We start from the raw sequence: 16710 nt of genomic DNA, 5'->3' as shown, positions 1-16710 counted from the left end.
GATTCTCACCCCACACCCCCAATGCTCGCGTTGCTCGCACGACCTGCGCCCCGAGGGCGCGGTCGAAACGGACGCGTGCGCGTGGCCTATGAAGACCGGGGGTTCGGGTTCCAGGCTCTCAAGGTCTGTCGTCTTCCTCGCCCGCCATGCGCGCGAGACGACGGGGGCGGGCCCGTCCACCGCAAACCCCGTCGATCATCAAAGTGGGCACCGGCGAGCCTTTGACTACCTGGTTGATGAGTGGTCTGCTGAGGTCGGTGATCGACCAGGTACTCGCGTGCCGCCTCGGCCTCGGCCTCGGCCTCGGCGGACCTTGATCCAACCGCGCCACGCCGGCCGGAACTTTCCGGCGCACCGCCGCCCGCGGAGGGGAGGGGGTTACGGCTTGAAGGCGGACCAGCGGGTTACGAGGTCGGTGGCGGCGCCCGAGTCGACGGCGGCGGCGGCGCGGGTGAGGCCGGCCTGGAGCTGGGACGGCAGGTCGGTGGTGGACAGGCCGGCGCGGGCGGCGATGGCGGCGGCCGCGTTGAGCAGGACCGCGTCGCGGACCGGGCCGGGTTCGCCGGCGAACATGCGGTGCGCCACGGCCACGTTGTGGGCCGGGTCGCCGCCGCGCAGGTCGCCCGGGGCGGAGCGGGGTAGGCCCAGGTCGACCGCGTCGAGGACGGTTTCGGTGACCGTGCCGCCGGTGACCACCCACACCCTGGTCGGGGCGCCGGTGGTGAACTCGTCCAGGCCGTCCTCGCCGCGCACCAGGAGCACCGAGAAGCCGCGACCGGCCAGCACCGAGGCCATCACCGACGCCATGCGCGTGTCGAAGCAGCCGATGGTGGCGGCGGTGGGCTGCGCCGGGTTGGTGAGCGGGCCGAGGAAGTTGAAGACGGTGGGGATGCCCATCTCGCGGCGGGTGGGGCCGGCGTGGCGCATGCCGGGGTGGAAGCGGGCGGCGAAGCAGAAGCCGATGCCGACCTCCTCGACGCAGCGGGCGACCTCGTCGGGGCCGAGGTCGATGGTGACCCCGAGCGCCTCGAGCAGGTCGGCGGCGCCGGTCGAGGAGGAGGCGGCGCGGTTGCCGTGCTTGACCACGGGCACGCCCGCGGCGGCGGTCACGATCGCGGCCATGGTGGAGATGTTGACGGTGTTGGCGCGGTCGCCGCCGGTGCCGACGATGTCGACGGCGGCGTCGCGCTGGGCGGCGCTGAGCGGCACCTTCGGCGCGATGGAGAGCATCATCTCCGCGACGCCGGCGACCTCGGTGATCGTCTCACCCTTGGCGCGCAGCGCGACGACGAACGCGGCGATCTGGCTCGGGGTGGCCGAGCCGGCCATCACCTCGCCCATCGCCCAGCCGGCTTCGTCGAGGGACAGATCCTCGCCCCGGAGCAGGGCGTTGAGCAGCTGGGGCCAGGTCCGCTCGCCCATGCCTCAGCCCTGGACGGGGAGCGAGCGCAGGAGGTCGGACACCGTCTTGCCGGTGGTGACCGGGTCCAGGGGATACATGATCGTGCCCTCGACCCGCGCGTAGGACGCCAGCCAGCGGTCGGCGGCCCGGGCGATCGCCAGGACGACCGGCGGCGGGTTGGTGATCTCGTCCTTGAGCTGGCGGGCGATGCCGAGACCGCCGCCGGGGGTCGCCTCGCCGTCGAGGACCAGCAGGTCGACGTCGGTGTCGTCGACGAGGCCGACGACCTCGGCGTAGGTGGAGGCGTCGACGAACTTCACCGACAGGTCGGCCGCGGGACGGCTGCCGATGGCCAGCCGCATGCGGTCGCGGACCTCGGGATCGTCGCTGTACAGCAGGACCGTGTGCTGTGTCATGTGCGCGCTGCTCCTCGTGTGGCGGGTGCCTCGGGGATCGTACCGTCATCGGTGATGGCGATGCCGGTGCGGGCGGACCACTCCTGCTCCTCGAGCCGCTGCCGCTCCTCGCGGTCCAGCCGGCGGTCGACCCGCTTGGCCTCCCGGTCGGACTGGCGCATCCACTGCACGACCAGCACGGCGAGCATCGTCACCGAGACGATCTCGCCGCCGGCCCACAGGATGCCGCCGGCCACGACCTGGTCGTGCGCCGGGTCGGCCCAGGTCAGCCCGAGTGACGGGTACCAGTCGCCGCCCAGCAGCTCCTTGCTCTGCATGATGGTCAGCCCGAGGACCGTGTGGAACGGCGTGGACAGGAACATGAGCAGGGCCCGGGCCGGATACGGCCAGCGCCCCGGCAACGGGTCCAGGCCGATGAGCGGCCAGAAGAACAGGCAGCCGACGGCGATGAAGTGCGCGTGGGTCAGCTCGTGCACCCACTCGTGCCGCATGGTCAGCTCGTACAGGCCGGTGAAGTACAGGGCGAACGGCGTGACGACGAACAGGCCGAACGCGACCAGGGGGAACGCCACGACGCGGGCGACCCGCGAGTGCACCACGGCGAGCAGCACGCGGCGGCCCCGGGGCGGCAGGGTGCGCAGCGCGAGGGTCACCGGCGCGCCGAGGGCGAGGAAGATCGGCGCGATCATCGACAGCATCATGTGCTGGATCATGTGGACGCTGAGCAGCGTCGTGTCGTACTCCTCGACGCCGGTCATGGTGACCGCGGCGATCGAGCCCAGGCCCGGCCCGAGGAAGAGCACGACCCGGGCGACGGGCCAGCGGTCGCCGCGCCGGCGCAGGCTCAGCACGCCCGCGAGGTAGAGGCCGGCGGCGACGATCAGCGCGAGGGTCAGCCAGGACACGTGGAACGAACCGAGGATGCCCGCGGCGGACGGAGGCCCTGGTTCAGCAGCTCGGAACACGTCCCCAGACTATGCCGACGCACGAAACGCCCCACTCTGGTGGACCCCGTGAAAAGCCGGTGATGATCGGGGGGCAATAATGACGGCGTGACTGCGGCCCCAGCGATTGCCAAGAGCCAGATCCACTCACTGACCAGGCCCAACATGGTCAGTGTCGGGACGATCGTGTGGCTCTCCAGCGAACTGATGTTCTTCGCGGCGCTGTTCGCGATGTATTTCTCGATCCGTGCGGCGGCTCCCGAGCTGTGGGAGAAGCACACCGAGGTCCTCAACGTCTGGTACGCGTTGACCTTCACCACGGTCCTGGTGCTGTCGTCCATCACCTGCCAGATCGGCGTGTTCCGCGCCGAGCGCGGTGACGTGCACGGCCTGCGCCGGTGGTTCGCGCTGACCTTCGTGATGGGCCTGATCTTCGTGCTGGGCCAGGCCAACGAGTACGTGACCCTGGTCGGCGAGGGTGTGAAGATCAACGGTGACGGCTACGGCTCGATGTTCTACCTGACGACCGGCTTCCACGGCCTGCACGTCACGGGTGGACTCATCGCCTTCATCATCTATCTGATCCGCACCACCATGGGCCGGTTCACCCCCGCCCAGGCGACCGCGGCGATCGTCGTGTCGTACTACTGGCACTTCGTCGACGTGGTGTGGATCGCACTGTTCGCAATGATCTACTTCCTCCAGTAGGAGTTCGGGCCGCGCGTCACACGCTCCCGGGGACCACCCACTTCTTGAGACGACTTAGGTGATGACGACAAAGGTGAGGCCATGACTTCTGAGCAGAGCAAGCGGCCGCTTGCCCGGCTGGTGCCGGGTGGCGCGCGCGCGGCGCGGGGCAAGCTGCGACGGCGGTTGTCGGCGGCCGTGCGCCTGGTCGCGGCGCTCACGCTCGCCGGCGGCCTCTACACGGCGTACGCACCGGGCGTCGGCCGCGCCGAGGAGACCGTGAAGCTGTCCGACGCGGCGGCGAACGGCAAGGCGATCTACGAGGTCAGCTGCATCACCTGCCACGGCCGCAACGCCCAGGGCGTGGAGAACCGGGGTCCGAGCCTCATCGGCGTCGGCTCCGCCGCCGTGGAGTTCCAGGTCAACACGGGTCGCATGCCACTGGCCCGCCAGGAGGCGCAGGCCGAGCGCAAGACACCGCAGTTCGACGAGAGCCAGGCCGCCGAGCTCGGCGCCTACATCCAGGAGCTGGGCGGCGGCCCGCAGCTGCCGAGCGCGGAGAGCCTCGACGAGCAGGTCAAGCAGGCCCGCGGCAGCGACAAGATCCTGGCGCACGGCGGTGAGCTGTACCGGGTCAACTGCTCCTCGTGCCACGCGTTCTCCACCGGTGGCGGCGCGCTGTCCTCGGGCAAGTTCGCCCCGTCGCTGCAGCACTCGACCAACCGTGACATCTACGCGGCGATGCTGACCGGTCCGCAGAACATGCCGGTGTTCGGCAACAACCAGCTGAGCCCGGACGACAAGGCAGCGATCATCGCCTACATCCAGGACCTCAACAAGAACGAGGCGGCCGACCCGGGCGGCTGGGCACTCGGCCGGTACGGTCCGGTGCCCGAGGGCCTCGTCATCTTCCTCGTCGGTATCGCGGCGCTCGTGTTCGCCACGCTGTGGATTGCAGGGAAGTCATGACCACCCACCACCCGTCCGACGACGAGTTCGACGCCAGCGACGCGTCGCTGACCAGGTTCGACCTGGTCAAGGAGGGCGCCCGCCGCGACGGCGTGCAGATCGTGCACTACGCGCCGCGGTTCCCGGTCCCGGGCACCCGCGCGGAGCGCCGCATCGAGCGCGTCCTGTCGTTCCTGTTCCTGCTCACGGGCCTGATGGGCACCGCGTTCGTGGTCGCCTACATCGCCTGGCCGTGGAAGTACGGCGAGGGCGACTCGACCTACCGCGCGCTCTTCCCGTACTACACGCCGGTCCTCGGCGCGACGCTCGGGCTGTGCCTGCTGTCCCTGGGCCTGGGCATCGTGGTGTGGAGCAAGAAGCTCCTGCCCGAAGAGGTGTCGATCCAGGAGCGGCACGACGGTCCGTCGGACAGCACCGAGCAGGTGCTGACCGCGGCGACGATCCTGAACATGGGCGACGAGCTCGGCCTCAAGCGCCGCCGCTTCGTCGGCCTGGCGTTCCTCGCCGGTGCCGCGCCGCTCGGCGCGGTCGCCGGTGCCCTGCTCGTCGGCTCGCTGATCAAGGCGCCGACGCAGGACGGCGAGAACGTCTTCTTCACCACCGGCTGGGACCCCAAGCACAACGACGGCAAGCCGGTGCGCCTCACGCACGAGGACGGCACCCCGATCCGCCCCGCGGACGTCAGCGTCGGCGGCCAGATCACCGTCTTCCCGGGCATCCCGCACGGCGCCACCAACAAGTGGGCCGACTCGCCGACGCTGCTCATCCACCTCCGCGAGCAGGACGCCGAGCTGACGAAGAAGCAGGCCAAGGAGCTCAACCACGGTTCGCAGTGGCAGAACTTCGTGGCCTACTCGAAGATCTGCACGCACGCCGGCTGCCCGGCAAGCCTCTACGAGCAGCAGACCAACCGCCTGCTGTGCCCCTGCCACCAGTCACAGTTCCAGATCACGGACAACGCGCGGCCCATCTTCGGTCCGGCCAGCCGCGCCTTGCCCCAGCTGCCGATTACGGTGGACGATGAGGGTTACTTCATCGCAACGCAGGACTACAAGATTCCGGTCGGACCGGCCTTCTGGGAGCGGCCATGAAACGGCGCAAGATCGACGTCCGGGCCCTCCCGGCCAACTCCGCCAGGGCCCTCGACGAGCGGTTCCAGGCGGCCACCCCGCTGCGGCGGTTGATGAACAAGGTCTTCCCCGACCACTGGTCGTTCCTGCTGGGTGAGATCGCGCTCTACTCGTTCATCGTCCTGCTGCTCAGCGGCATCTTCCTGGCCCTGTTCTTCGACCCGTCGTTGCGCGAGGTCGTCTATGACGGCAGCTACGCGCCCCTGCGCGGCGTGGAGATGTCGCAGGCGTACAACACCGCGCTGCACATCTCGTTCGACGTGCGCGGCGGCCTGTTCATGCGCCAGATGCACCACTGGGCCGCGCTGCTGTTCATGGCCGCGATCGTGGTGCACATGTTCCGGGTCTTCTTCACCGGCGCGTTCCGCAAGCCCCGCGAGGCCAACTGGATCGTCGGCGTCCTGCTGTTCTGGATGGGCTTCCTCGAGGGCTTCGGCGGCTACTCGCTCCCCGACGACGCGCTGTCCGGCACGGGCCTTCGCATCGCCAGCGCGATCATGCTGTCCATCCCGATCGTGGGCACGTGGGTGACCACGTCGCTGTTCGGCGGCGAGTTCCCCGGCGAGGTGATCCTCGACCGGCTGTACATCGTCCACGTGCTGCTCGTCCCCGGTGCGCTGCTCGGCCTCATCAGCGTCCACATGGGCCTGCTGGTGAAGCAGAAGCACACCCAGTGGCCCGGCCCCGGCCGGACCAACAACAACGTGGTCGGCGTGCGCATGTTCCCCGGCTTCGCGGCCAAGGCCGGCGGCTTCTTCATGATCGTGTTCGCCATGATCGCCGCCCTGGCGGGTCTGTTCCAGATCAACCCGATCTGGCTGTTCGGCCCGTACAAGGCCGCGGTCGTGTCCGCGGCGAGCCAGCCCGACTGGTACGTCATGTTCCTCGACGGCTCGACCCGGCTCTTCCCGGCCTGGGAGATCCGCTTCGACTTCTTCTACGGTGACGGGTACACCATCCCGCCGATCTTCTGGCCGACGGTGGTGCTACCAGGCATCCTGACGATGTTGCCGATCTTCTATCCGTTCATCGAGGCGCGGTTCTCCAAGGACAAAGAGGTCCACAACCTCCTGCAACGTCCCCGCGACAACCCGCTGCGCACCGCCCTCGGCGCCATGGCCATCGCGTTCTACGTGGTCCTGCTGATCTCCGGCGGCAACGACGTCGTCGCGGACAAGTTCCACATCAGCCTCAACGCGATGACCTGGGCCGGCCGCATCGGCATCCTCATCGTGCCGCCGCTGGCCTACTACGTGGCGTTCCGCGTCGCGCTCGGCCTCCAGCAGCACGACCGCGAGGTCCTCGCCCACGGCGTGGAGACCGGCATCATCCGCCGCCTCCCCGACGGCAAGTTCGTCGAGATCCACCAGCCGCTGCCCTCCGGCAACGGCCATGGCCCGTCGGACGAGGAGGCCCACCACGGCCTCGAGTACGGCGGCTGGGTCGTGCCGAAGAAGATGAACCGCCTCGGTGCCCTGGCCCCGACGGTGAAGGGCTTCTTCTACCCGATCGAGAAGGCGGGCCCGGCCCCGAAGCCGCGCCAGCTCGACGACGACCGTGACCGCGAAGAGATCACCAGCGGCCACTGATCCGACCCGCGCGACGCCCCCTGCTTCTCCTGAAGCCGGGGGCGTCGCCGTTTGCCGGCTCCGGTCCGTCGTGGGCACGGCCCGCCGCTCCCGTCAGCCACCGGTCGGCCGTGAACGGCCTCCCTGCCACCTCCGCGGACAGTCGCGGCGACACGACCTGCGGTCGTGACAAGCCCGCAGCCACGACCTGTGGTCGTGACAAGCCCGCGGCCGCGGCCGGCCACGACGCGACCTGCGGTCGCCGACGCGCCCCTCGCGGATCGGAACCGATGCCCGAAAAGTAGTCCTTCGCGCGCTTTCGTCCGCAGCCGAAGTGAATCTTCGTCATGGTCGAAGGAGTGCCCCCGGCTGCGTGGACGGCCGGTGTCGCCCTTCGATCATGCTGCGCAAGATCGATTCGGCGGTCCGGGCGGCCCGGTGCGCCCAGATCGGATCCGGGCCTTGCCCGCCCACTTGGGAAACCTCGACTACCTGGTTGATAACTGGCACCCACGAGCCACCGATCAACCAGGTAGTCGCAAGATCGCTGGTGCTGTGCGGCCTGGACCCGGCAGTCGGGTCGTGGCCGCACACACGCGTCGCTGCCCCCGTCGGATCCGCTTCCCGGTCACGCGACGGTTGATCACAGTCGTCCCGCGGTCGCTTGTGTGGCGGTCGCCTGTGTGGCCGGTCCGCGACGTTGGCCACCGGTCGTGTGGGTGCGCGCCGGTGGTGTGCCGCGCGGGGCAAGGTGTGGTGCGTGCGGGGGTTCGCCGTGGGCGGATCCGCCGTCGGTGAAGCGGGCTGGGCGCCGGCCGCCCGGGGTGCCTACGGTCCGGGGATGAACCTGGTCGAACTGCTGCCCCGCACGCTGTACCTGCTCGGATCCCCGGTCGGCCACGCGTACCTGTGGTGCGGCCCCGACGGGCTGACCCTCGTCGACACCGGCCTGCCGGGGTCCGCGCCCCGGATCGCGAAGGCCGTCGAAGCCCTCGGCCACCGGCGAGGCGACCTGCGGCAGGTCCTGCTCACCCACGCGCACGTCGACCACGTCGGATCGGCCGCGGACGTCGCCGCCTGGGGCGACGTCAGCGTGGCCGCGCACCGCGACGACGCCCAGGTCGTCCGGGGTGAGGCGGAGAACCCGCCGCCGGTGTTGGAAGGCTGGGAGCGGCAGCTGTACGACCAGGTCCACGCGACCATGCCCGACGACCGGCCGGCTCCGGCCCGGGTCGACCGGGAGCTGCGCGACGGCGACCTCATCGACCTCGGCGGCGGGGTCCAGGCCGTCGCCGTCGCCGTGCCGGGTCACACCCCGGGCAGTGTTGCGTTCCACCTGCCGGAGCACGGGGTGCTGTTCACCGGCGACACGATCGCCCGCGCGCCGGACGGCACGGTCATGCTCGGCGTGTTCAACACCGACCCGGCACGGGCGGCGGTGTCGTTCCAGCGCCAGGCCGGCCTCCGGCCGAGGATCGCCTGCTTCGGCCACGGTGAACCGCTCACCGAGCACACCGCGACCAGACTCGCCGAGGCCGCCGCACCACGATGAGCGCCACGGCATCACGGCATCACGCCATCACGGCGAGCGGCGCCACGGCACCACGGCGAGGGGCGTCGCGGTACCCCACCGAAAAAACGCTACGGCGAGAACCAGTCGGCGACCCGGCTTGCCAGGAGCGTGCCGTGGCGGGCCCAGGTGAAGTGGTCGATCGGGGAGCCGGCGTCCGCGGCGGAGTAGTGCGCGCGGGTGACGGACGCGGCCGACAGCTTCGCCGTGAGGAAGTCGACCGTCGGCGCGGGCGTGTACTGGTCGGTCTCCATGTCGACGGCCAGCACCGGCAGCCGCACGCCCGGCAGCGCGGCCTCGATGTCGACGCCGGCCAGGGTCGGGTAGCGGCCGGTGCGGGCGGTGTGCGCCCAGTCGCCGATCACGCCGCGGGACTGGCGGCCGCCGAAGCCCCACCCGGGCCAGACGCCGAGGAGCGCGGACACGGCGGCCAGGGAGGACGTGAACGCGAGCGTGGAGGGGGCCCGGAGGCCCGGGTAGCAGCGCCAGTACGGCAGGCCGACCGCGAGCAGCGCGAGACCGTCGACGCCCGGGTCCAGGCCGGCGGCGTGCCGGGTGGCGAGGTGCAGGGCGCACGCCTGGCCACCGAGGGAGTGCCCGACGAGCAGGGTGCGGCGGCCGGCCCGGCGGGGCTTGAGGGTGTCGAGGACGGCCTCGACGTCGGCGGTGAGCTCGGCGAGGCCGTACCGGGAGGCGCGGGACGGGCGCGGGGTGGAGGCGCCGGTGCCGCGCAGGTCGGCGACCACGACCTCGATGCCGGTGGCGTTCAGCGCGGCAGCGAAATGCCGGTAGTAGCGGGCCGGGACGCCCATCGCGGGCCACAGGACGGCGAGGGTCGCGGCGTCGTCGACCGGATACGCGTGCAGCGCCAGGCGATCGGTACCCCGGTCCAAGAACTGGCCCGAGGACTGGTCCAGGAACTCCATGGATTCGTAGGGTAGAGGTAGGAGGTTACCCACGAGTAAGAAGTGTGACCCAGGCTACTGTGCGGTGCGTGAAGCCAAACGATCTGTCCCAAATGCGCCTACCCGGTGCGCCTACGGTCAGCCCCGACGGCAGGACCGCCGTCGTGGCGGTGAGCCGCCTCGAGTTCGCGGCGGACTCGTACACCTCCCAGCTCTGGCTCCTTCGCACCGACGGGAGCGCCGCGCCCACCCAGCTCACCCACGGATGGCACGACAGCGCCCCGCGGATCTCGCCGGACGGACGGTGGCTCGCGTTCCTGCGCGCGACGAAGGCGGCGGGGAGCCGCGCGGGCGGCGCCAAGGCCGAGCACGACGGCGCGCCGCAGCTGTGCGTCCTGCCCCTGGCCGGCGGTGAGCCGCGGCGGCTGACGGACCTGCCGCTGGGCGCCGGCACACCGGCCTGGTCACCGGACAGCGCCCGCCTCGCGTTCTCCGCGCGGGTGCCGGCCGAGGGGCGCTACGGCACCGGCAAGACTGAGGACGGCGAGAAGATCGGCGCCGACGGGGAGGCGCCCCGGCGGATCACCAGGTACTTCTACCGCGTCGACGGCCTCGGGTTCCTGCTGGACCGCCCGGCGCACCTGTTCGTGGCCGACCTCGACGGCTCGCTGACGCAGGTCACCGACGGCGAGCGCAGCCACGGCGACCCGGTCTGGAGCCCCGACGGGCGGTCCCTGGCGTTCGTCTCCGAACAGCACGACACGTGGGGTGACGACCTGGCCGCCGACGTGTGCGTCATGCCGGCCGACGGCGGCGAGATCCGGGCGCTGACGGACACCACGCTCAGCGTGGGCCTGTGCCGGTGGGCGCCGGACGGCCGCTCCGTCCTGTTCACCGCCAGCCTCGCCGGCGAGGGCCGGGTCGACCCGGTGGTCCGCAACGAGTCCCTGTGGTCGGTGCCCGTCGAGGGCGGGACGGCGACGCAGCTGCTCGACCCGGAGGCGTACACCCTCGCCGCGCCCGGCGGTGACATCGCCGCCACGGACCGTGGGGTCCTGTTCACCAACGAGCACCGCGGCGCCGTCCAGCTGCTGCGGGTGCCGTTCGACGGGGGTACGCCGGAGGTGCTGCTGGACGGCGAGCGGCAGGTCGCCGGGTTCGGCGTCGCGGGCGACACGGTGGTCGCGACGATCGCGGGCCTGGCGGACTGGGGCGAGGTCTACGCCGGTGACCTGAAGCTGTCGGACTTCTCGGCCGGTGTCACGGCCCTGGAGCAGGTCGAGATCAACGCCACCGCGCCCGACGGCTATCCGGTGCACGGCTGGGTGGTCAAGCCCGCCGGCGACGGCCCGCACCCGGTGCTGCTGATGATCCACGGGGGGCCGTTCGCGCAGTACGGCTGGCGGCTCTTCGACGAGGCGCAGGTGTACGCCGGCGCCGGCTACGCGGTCGTGTACGGCAACCCCCGGGGCTCGTCCGGCTACGGCGAGGCGCACGGCCGGGCGGTGCGTGGCAACGTCGGCGAGGTCACCGCCACCGACCTTCTCGCCCTGCTGGACGCCGCCCTGGCGGAGGACGACCTCGACGCCGACCGGGTCGGGGTCCTCGGCGGCTCGCACGGCGGGTTCATGACCACGTGGCTCGCCGGCCGGCACGGCGACCGCTTCAAGGCGGCGATCTCCGAGCGGGCCGTCAACGCGATCGACAGCTTCCAGGGCAGCTCGGACATCGGCTGGGTGTTCGCGGACTCCCTGTACGGCGCCGACGGCGGATCGTTCGAGCAGCAGAGCCCGCTCACGTACGCCGGCAAGATCGACATCCCGATGCTGATCATCCACTCGGAGCAGGACTGGCGCTGCCCGGTCGAGCAGGCCCAGCGGCTGTTCGTGGCGCTGAAACGGCGCGGCACCCCGGTGGAGCTGCTGCTGTTCCCGGGGGAGGGGCACGAGCTGTCCCGCTCCGGGCGCCCGTCGCACCGGGTCGCCCGCTTCGACGCGATCCTGGAGTGGTTCGGCCGGCACGTCTGAGGTGTTGGGGAGGGGTTCGTCCCCTCCCCAACCACCTACTTGACCAGCAGCTCGGCGATCTGGACCGCGTTGAGGGCGGCGCCCTTGCGCAGGTTGTCGTTGGACACGAACAGGGCGAGGCCGTTGTCCACGGTCTCGTCGGCGCGGATCCGGCCGACGAAGCTCGGGTCGGCGCCGGCCGCCTGCAGCGGCGTCGGCACGTCGGTCACCACGACACCCGGCGCGGCCTGGAGCAGCTCCAGGGCCAGGGCCACCGAGATCGGCCGCTCGAACCGGGCGTTGAGCTGCAGCGAGTGGCCGGTGAACACGGGCACCCGCACGCACGTGCCGGACACCTTCAGGCCCGGGAGCTCGAGGATCTTGCGGCTCTCGTTGCGGAGCTTCTGCTCCTCGTCGGTCTCGAACGAGCCGTCATCGACGATCGAACCGGCGAGGGGCAGCACGTTGAACGCGATCGGCCGGCTGAACTGCTTCGGCGCGGGGAACTCGACGGACGAACCGTCGAACGCGAGCGCGGCCGCGCCGTCGGCGACCTTGCGGACCTGCTCGTCGAGCTCGGCGACGCCGTTGAGCCCGGCGCCGGACACCGCCTGGTAGGTGGCGGCGACCAGGGCGACCAGGCCGGCCTCGTCGTGCAGCGGGCGCAGCACCGGCATCGCGGCCATCGTGGTGCAGTTGGGGTTGGCGATGATGCCCTTCGGCCGGTCCGCGATCGCGTGCGGGTTGACCTCCGCGACGACGAGCGGCACCTCCGGGTCCATCCGCCAGGCGGAGGAGTTGTCGACGACGACGGCACCGGCGGCGGCCACCTTCGGCGCCAGCTCCTTCGACGTGCCCTTGCCGGCGGAGAACAGCACGATGTCCAGGCCGGAGTAGTCGGCGGTCGCCGCGTCCTCCACCGTGATCTGCGTGTCCTGCCAGTCGATGGGCCGCCCGGCGGAACGGGCGGACGCGAACAGGCGCAACTGGTCTACCGGAAACTGACGCTCGGCCAGGATGTGGCGCATGACGCTGCCCACCTGACCCGTGGCTCCGACGATGCCGATCCTCATGGGCGTCGAGATTACCGGGTCATTGCGGCCGACTCGCTGCGATTTCGCCCACTGCAGGCGCCGTAACCAGCGCTTTTGCTGGTTTCTTACGGCTTGCCGACAGCTGCGGCGCACGGCTTTCGGCGGGGCGGCCGAAATTAGCCGGAAATTCGCAAGCCGTGATCAGTCAGTGTCGGGCAGGCCGATCGAGAACGCCTCTTCCAGGTCGTGCTGCGAGTAGGCGCGGAACGCGATGTGCGTGTCGGTGTCGACGACGCCCGGCACCTTCGAGATGCCGCCCGCGATGACCTCGGCGATCTCCTCGAACTGCCGGACCCGCACCATCGCGATCAGGTCGACGTTGCCGGCGACGGAGTAGACCTCACTGACCCCGGGGAGGTTGGCGATGTTCTCGGCCACCTCGGGGATCGAGTCGGTCGCGCAGTCGATGAGGACGATCGCGGTGATCACCTGCGGTGCTCCTTCCAGCATGTGGACACCGTCATGCTAATCCGCCGCGACGGTGAGCTCCCGCCCGACCCGGATCGCGTCGCGCAGCGTCTCGCCCGCCCGCACCTCCGCGCCCGGCCACACCACGCCACGGGTGACCCGACCCGCGACGACGGCACCGCTGCCGATGACCGCCTCCCGCACCGGACCGGTCACCGAGGCGTCCTGCGCGATCAGATTCCGGTGGTGCACGGCGTGCAGGTTGGCCTTCAGGTAGTCGCGCGGTGTGCCGGTGTCCAGATAGGTGCCCCGGTATTCGACGACCTCCAGGCGTCCCTCCCGCTCCGCCGGCCGCCAGGTGGTGCGCACCAGGTCCGACGGGACCGCCTCCAGGCGCTCCACCAGGTCCCAGGGCAGCAGGGAGAAGCCGGCGAACCGGTGCGTGCCGAACTCCTTCGGCGGGCCGGGGACGCCGAGCATCCGCACCGTGGTGCCGTCCCAGCCGGTCAGCAGCTCGGCTATGTCTGTCGCATCCGCCGGCGCGAGGTACGCGTCGGCGTTGCCGACCAGGACGCCCCGGCCCCCGATCCAGTCCTTGAGGAGCGCGAGGCCGCCGGCCGTACCGAACGGATCGCCCGGCTCGACGGAGAGGTGTGCGCGACTCCCGACGTGCGCGACGACCTGCTCGCCGAGGTAGCAGGCGTTGACGGCCAGGTCATCCGGGCCGGTGATGCCCAGCGCGGCGACCCTGGCCATGGCCCGGTCCAGCAGCGCGACGTTGCCCACCGGGCACAGCGCCTTCGGCAGGTGCTCGGTCAGGGGCCGCAGCCGGCGCCCTTCCCCGGCCGCCAGGATCACCGCGCAGAGCTTCACTTGGTGAGTACCTCCGGGTAGTCCTTGTACGGCCCGATCCCGTAGTGGGCGAGCAGCTGCGACGTCGACACCGTCAGCGGCGGCAGCCCGTCCAGGCGGTGCCAGGCGGCCTCGATGACCTCGGCGCCGTCGATCTCGAACGTGTCGGACGGCTCGACCTCGGTCTCGAACACCATGTCGATCCACTGGCCGCGGGTGTGCACGACGGCGTTCGGGTTGGCCGGCCGGAACCTGTCGAGGGGCACCTTGATGCCGGTCTCCTCGGCGAGCTCGCGGGCCGCGGTCTGCACCGGGCGCTCGCCGCGGTCCATGAGGCCGGCCGGCAGGTTCCACCCGGCGCCGGGCGGCTGGCGCAGCAGGAGGATGCGCGTCGCCTCGGGGTCGCGGACCAGGATGACCGCGCCGACCGTGTACGTCGGCTGGAACGTCCGCACGATCCGGCGCTTCCAACGGGCCGGGAGACGGTAGAACGTCCGGTACGCCGCCATCCGCAGCTGTTGTTTCACCGTCATCTGCGAAAGGCTAGTGCCCTACCTGGGGGAGTGGTCGACCAGGGCGATCAACTCCTCGACCACCTCGTCCGCGGTGCGGCTGTGGTCGGCGACGGCGACGAGCAGCGTCTCCAGGTCCGGATATCCGAGCCTGGTCGCGAGGCGGACCAGGGGCAGGTCGCTGGCCAGGCCGCGGCCCTGTCGGCGCAGCGCCAGCCCGATCGCGAGCCGGCCCAGGCGCACCTTGTTGGCGACCGTGATCGCGGGCGCCTCGTGCGCCTCGAACCACCGGCTGATGTGCAGCCTGGCGTGCGGCGTCTTCACGAACTCCAGCCACTCCGGCGACGGCCCCCGCGCGGGCGCGTCCGCGTCGAAGTCGAACTCGTCGCGCTGCCCCGTCCGCGTGATGATCTCGACCGCGTCGCCGTCGGCGAGCGGCGACGACACCGCGATCAGCCGCCCGTTGACCTTCGCACCGATACATCGGTTGCCGACGTCCGCGCCGAGGATGTAGGCGAGGTCGACCGGCGTCGCGTCCTGCGGCAGCAGCACCGGCCGTCCACCGCCCTCGGCGAGCACCAGGATCTGGTCCTCGGCGAGGTCGCAGCGCAGCGACGCGATGAACTGCGACGGGTCCGACGCCGCCGCCTCCCAGTCCAGCAGGCGCCGCAGCCAGTTCAGCTGCTCCGCCTTGCTCGCCGGGCCGAACCGCGCCGCCGTGTGCGGGTACCGGAAGTTGGCGACGATGCCGTACTCCGCGGCCTGGTGCATCTCCTCGGTGCGGATCAGCACCTCCAGGGAGCGTCCCTCCGGCCCGAGCACCGTGGTGTGCAGCGACTTGTAGTTGTTGCCCTTCGGCGTGGCGATGAAGTCCTTGAACCGCCCGGGCACCGGCCGCCACTTGCCGTGCACCGCGCCCAGCGCCGCGTAGCAGTCCGTCTCCGGCCCGTCGACGATGATGACGACCCGCGGCATGTCGTGCGGGTCCTCGTAGTTGCCGTCGACCGTGTCCTTCCAGATCGAGTACAGGTGCCGCGGCCGCGGTGACACCTGCGCGTCGATGCTGAACTTCCGCAGGTCCGTGTTCACCGCGGAGATGATCCGCTCCAGGTAGCCGTCCCAGCCGGTGCGCTGCCTGACGTACTCGTCGATCAGCGCGTACCCGCCCGGGCTGACCGCCCGCAGCACCCAGTCCTCGAGCTCCCGCTTCAACGCCTGGATGCCGAGCCGCTCGCACAGCGGGATCAGCACCTCCCGCGTCGCCGTCGCGATCCGCACCTGCGACTTGATCGACCGCGCGTCGAGGGTCCGCATGTTGTGCAGCCGGTCCGCCAGCTTGATGACGAGCACCCGCACGTCCCGCCCGGCGGCGACGATCATCTTGCGGATCGTCTCGGCCTCGGCGTCGGCGCCGTAGAACATCTTGTCGAACTTCGTCACACCGTCGACGAGCAGCGCCACCTCGCCGCCGAAGTCCCGTTCGAGCGCGCCGAGCGTGTAGTCCGTGTCCTCGACCGTGTCGTGCAGCAGCGACGCCACCAGCGTCGTCGTGTCCATCCCCAGGTCGGCGAGGATCTCCGTCACTTCGAGCGGGTGCGAGATGAACGCCTCCCCGCTCTTGCGCATCTGCCCGCGATGCATCTGCTCAGCGGTCGAGTACGCCCGCCGCAGCAACGCCACGTCCCCCGTCGGGTGGATCGTCTTGTGCGACCGCAGCACGTTGACCATGGGGTCCTCGGCCGTCTGCCACGGCAGCATCGCCCGCAGCCGCGACCCGATGATCGCCGAGTACGTCGACGTCGGGTCCCCGGGCACCGCCCCACCCACGAGCGCCGAGTACGTCGGCGGCGGCGGCACCGCCGGCGAGTCCTCGGTCGGCGGCGCGGTGAGCCTCGCCCGGGGCGCCGCGAACCGGTCGTCGACGGGCACCGCCCGCTTCACGTCCCGATCCTTGCCCGCCCGCGCCGCACCGGTGTCGTCCGCGGCTGCGGCCTTGTCCGCGGCGGGCCTGTCCGCGGCTGCGGCCTTGTCCGCAGCGGGCCTGTCCGTGGCGCTCTTGTCCGTGGCTGGCCTGTCGGTGGCCGGGCGGTCTGTTGCGGGCCTGGTCTGTGGGGGGCCGTCCGCCGTTGGCGTGGGCCGGTCTGCGGTCGGCCGGTCTGCGGTCGGCCGGTCGGTGGCGGGACGCTCGACGACGGATCGTTCGTTGCGGGGGCGTTCGCCGCCCTGTCGTTCAGTGCCGGTTCGCTG

The 16710-nt window shown here is 71.1% G+C and carries 15 protein-coding genes; 6 read left to right on the top strand and 9 right to left on the bottom strand.

The annotated features are described in order from the left end of the window. Positions 1-378: 378 nt before the first annotated feature. The 3 genes from trpD to Dsi01nite_RS45050 are packed head-to-tail and all read right to left on the bottom strand — an operon-like array spanning position 379 to position 2741. Complete coding sequence (gene trpD / locus Dsi01nite_RS45060; protein WP_203852602.1) at positions 379-1422, bottom strand: anthranilate phosphoribosyltransferase; 1044 nt, start codon at positions 1420-1422, stop codon at positions 379-381. Positions 1423-1425: 3 nt separating this feature from the next. Continuing rightward, positions 1426-1818, bottom strand: a complete 393-nt coding sequence (locus Dsi01nite_RS45055) for a hypothetical protein (protein ID WP_203852601.1) — start codon at positions 1816-1818, stop codon at positions 1426-1428. After that, the gene (locus Dsi01nite_RS45050) at positions 1815-2741 is read right to left on the bottom strand and encodes a cytochrome c oxidase assembly protein (protein ID WP_373318937.1); all 927 of its coding nucleotides are present in this window, start codon (positions 2739-2741) and stop codon (positions 1815-1817) included. The genes Dsi01nite_RS45055 and Dsi01nite_RS45050 overlap by 4 nt, the downstream gene beginning before the upstream one ends. Positions 2742-2870: 129 nt before the next feature. Between Dsi01nite_RS45050 and ctaE the strand changes: the two genes are divergently transcribed. The 5 genes from ctaE to Dsi01nite_RS45025 all read left to right on the top strand — a co-directional run bounded on the left by ctaE (position 2871) and on the right by Dsi01nite_RS45025 (position 8668). Further along, a complete protein-coding gene (gene ctaE / locus Dsi01nite_RS45045) occupies positions 2871-3470 on the top strand; it encodes an aa3-type cytochrome oxidase subunit III (protein WP_203852599.1) in 600 nt (199 codons plus the stop codon). 81 nt (positions 3471-3551) lie between these two features. After that, complete coding sequence (gene qcrC, locus Dsi01nite_RS45040) at positions 3552-4418, top strand: cytochrome bc1 complex diheme cytochrome c subunit (RefSeq protein WP_203852598.1); 867 nt, start codon at positions 3552-3554, stop codon at positions 4416-4418. Next, positions 4415-5509 carry a cytochrome bc1 complex Rieske iron-sulfur subunit gene (gene qcrA, locus Dsi01nite_RS45035; RefSeq protein WP_203852597.1) on the top strand — a complete coding sequence of 365 codons (1095 nt, stop codon included), beginning with the start codon at positions 4415-4417 and terminating at the stop codon, positions 5507-5509. Before qcrC ends, qcrA begins: the two co-directional genes overlap by 4 nt. Then, the gene (gene qcrB, locus Dsi01nite_RS45030; RefSeq protein WP_203852596.1) at positions 5506-7137 is read left to right on the top strand and encodes a cytochrome bc1 complex cytochrome b subunit; all 1632 of its coding nucleotides are present in this window, start codon (positions 5506-5508) and stop codon (positions 7135-7137) included. Before qcrA ends, qcrB begins: the two co-directional genes overlap by 4 nt. 820 nt (positions 7138-7957) lie before the next feature. Further along, positions 7958-8668: an MBL fold metallo-hydrolase gene (locus Dsi01nite_RS45025; protein WP_203852595.1), complete on the top strand. Its 711-nt coding sequence runs from the start codon at positions 7958-7960 to the stop codon at positions 8666-8668. 89 nt (positions 8669-8757) lie between these two features. On the opposite strand, the gene Dsi01nite_RS45020 is transcribed toward Dsi01nite_RS45025, so the two are convergent. Continuing rightward, positions 8758-9612, bottom strand: coding sequence for an alpha/beta hydrolase family protein (locus tag Dsi01nite_RS45020; RefSeq protein WP_203852594.1), 855 nt, complete (start codon positions 9610-9612; stop codon positions 8758-8760). Positions 9613-9704: 92 nt separating this feature from the next. On the opposite strand from Dsi01nite_RS45020, the gene Dsi01nite_RS45015 reads away from it, so the two are divergent. Then, positions 9705-11618 (top strand): S9 family peptidase, encoded by a 1914-nt coding sequence (locus Dsi01nite_RS45015; RefSeq protein ID WP_203852593.1) that lies wholly within the window; start codon positions 9705-9707, stop codon positions 11616-11618. 35 nt (positions 11619-11653) lie between these two features. On the opposite strand, the gene Dsi01nite_RS45010 is transcribed toward Dsi01nite_RS45015, so the two are convergent. From Dsi01nite_RS45010 to Dsi01nite_RS44990, 5 genes are all read right to left on the bottom strand, one after another. Next, entirely contained in the window at positions 11654-12670 is a 1017-nt protein-coding gene (locus Dsi01nite_RS45010) for an aspartate-semialdehyde dehydrogenase (RefSeq protein ID WP_203852592.1), read from the bottom strand. 162 nt (positions 12671-12832) lie between these two features. Next, on the bottom strand, positions 12833-13120 hold the full coding sequence (locus Dsi01nite_RS45005) for an Lrp/AsnC family transcriptional regulator (RefSeq protein WP_203852607.1): 288 nt from the start codon (positions 13118-13120) through the stop codon (positions 12833-12835). Positions 13121-13156: 36 nt separating this feature from the next. Then, positions 13157-13972 (bottom strand): nucleotidyltransferase family protein, encoded by an 816-nt coding sequence (locus Dsi01nite_RS45000; RefSeq protein WP_239136669.1) that lies wholly within the window; start codon positions 13970-13972, stop codon positions 13157-13159. Continuing rightward, positions 13969-14484 carry an NUDIX hydrolase gene (locus Dsi01nite_RS44995; RefSeq protein ID WP_203852591.1) on the bottom strand — a complete coding sequence of 172 codons (516 nt, stop codon included), beginning with the start codon at positions 14482-14484 and terminating at the stop codon, positions 13969-13971. The genes Dsi01nite_RS45000 and Dsi01nite_RS44995 overlap by 4 nt, the downstream gene beginning before the upstream one ends. Before the next feature lie 18 nt (positions 14485-14502). Further along, on the bottom strand, positions 14503-16320 hold the full coding sequence (locus Dsi01nite_RS44990; protein WP_373318936.1) for a RelA/SpoT family protein: 1818 nt from the start codon (positions 16318-16320) through the stop codon (positions 14503-14505). Between the last annotated feature and the right edge of the window lie 390 nt (positions 16321-16710).

It is taken from the genome of Dactylosporangium siamense, from assembly GCF_016862795.1.
GTDB lineage: Bacteria > Actinomycetota > Actinomycetes > Mycobacteriales > Micromonosporaceae > Dactylosporangium > Dactylosporangium siamense.
This window is presented reverse-complemented; position numbering and strand designations above follow the sequence as displayed.

What these genes read in the sequence shown, in the direction of transcription:
- qcrC (WP_203852598.1), top strand. Translation starts at nt 3,552, where the DNA reads ATGACTTCTGAGCAGAGCAAGCGGCCGCTTGCCCGGCTGGTGCCGGGT.
- Dsi01nite_RS45015 (WP_203852593.1), top strand. Translation starts at nt 9,705, where the DNA reads ATGCGCCTACCCGGTGCGCCTACGGTCAGCCCCGACGGCAGGACCGCC.
- Dsi01nite_RS45010 (WP_203852592.1), bottom strand. Translation starts at nt 12,670, where the DNA reads ATGAGGATCGGCATCGTCGGAGCCACGGGTCAGGTGGGCAGCGTCATG.
- Dsi01nite_RS44995 (WP_203852591.1), bottom strand. Translation starts at nt 14,484, where the DNA reads ATGACGGTGAAACAACAGCTGCGGATGGCGGCGTACCGGACGTTCTAC.
- qcrB (WP_203852596.1), top strand. Translation starts at nt 5,506, where the DNA reads ATGAAACGGCGCAAGATCGACGTCCGGGCCCTCCCGGCCAACTCCGCC.
- Dsi01nite_RS45055 (WP_203852601.1), bottom strand. Translation starts at nt 1,818, where the DNA reads ATGACACAGCACACGGTCCTGCTGTACAGCGACGATCCCGAGGTCCGC.
- Dsi01nite_RS45020 (WP_203852594.1), bottom strand. Translation starts at nt 9,612, where the DNA reads ATGGAGTTCCTGGACCAGTCCTCGGGCCAGTTCTTGGACCGGGGTACC.
- qcrA (WP_203852597.1), top strand. Translation starts at nt 4,415, where the DNA reads ATGACCACCCACCACCCGTCCGACGACGAGTTCGACGCCAGCGACGCG.
- trpD (WP_203852602.1), bottom strand. Translation starts at nt 1,422, where the DNA reads ATGGGCGAGCGGACCTGGCCCCAGCTGCTCAACGCCCTGCTCCGGGGC.
- Dsi01nite_RS45025 (WP_203852595.1), top strand. Translation starts at nt 7,958, where the DNA reads ATGAACCTGGTCGAACTGCTGCCCCGCACGCTGTACCTGCTCGGATCC.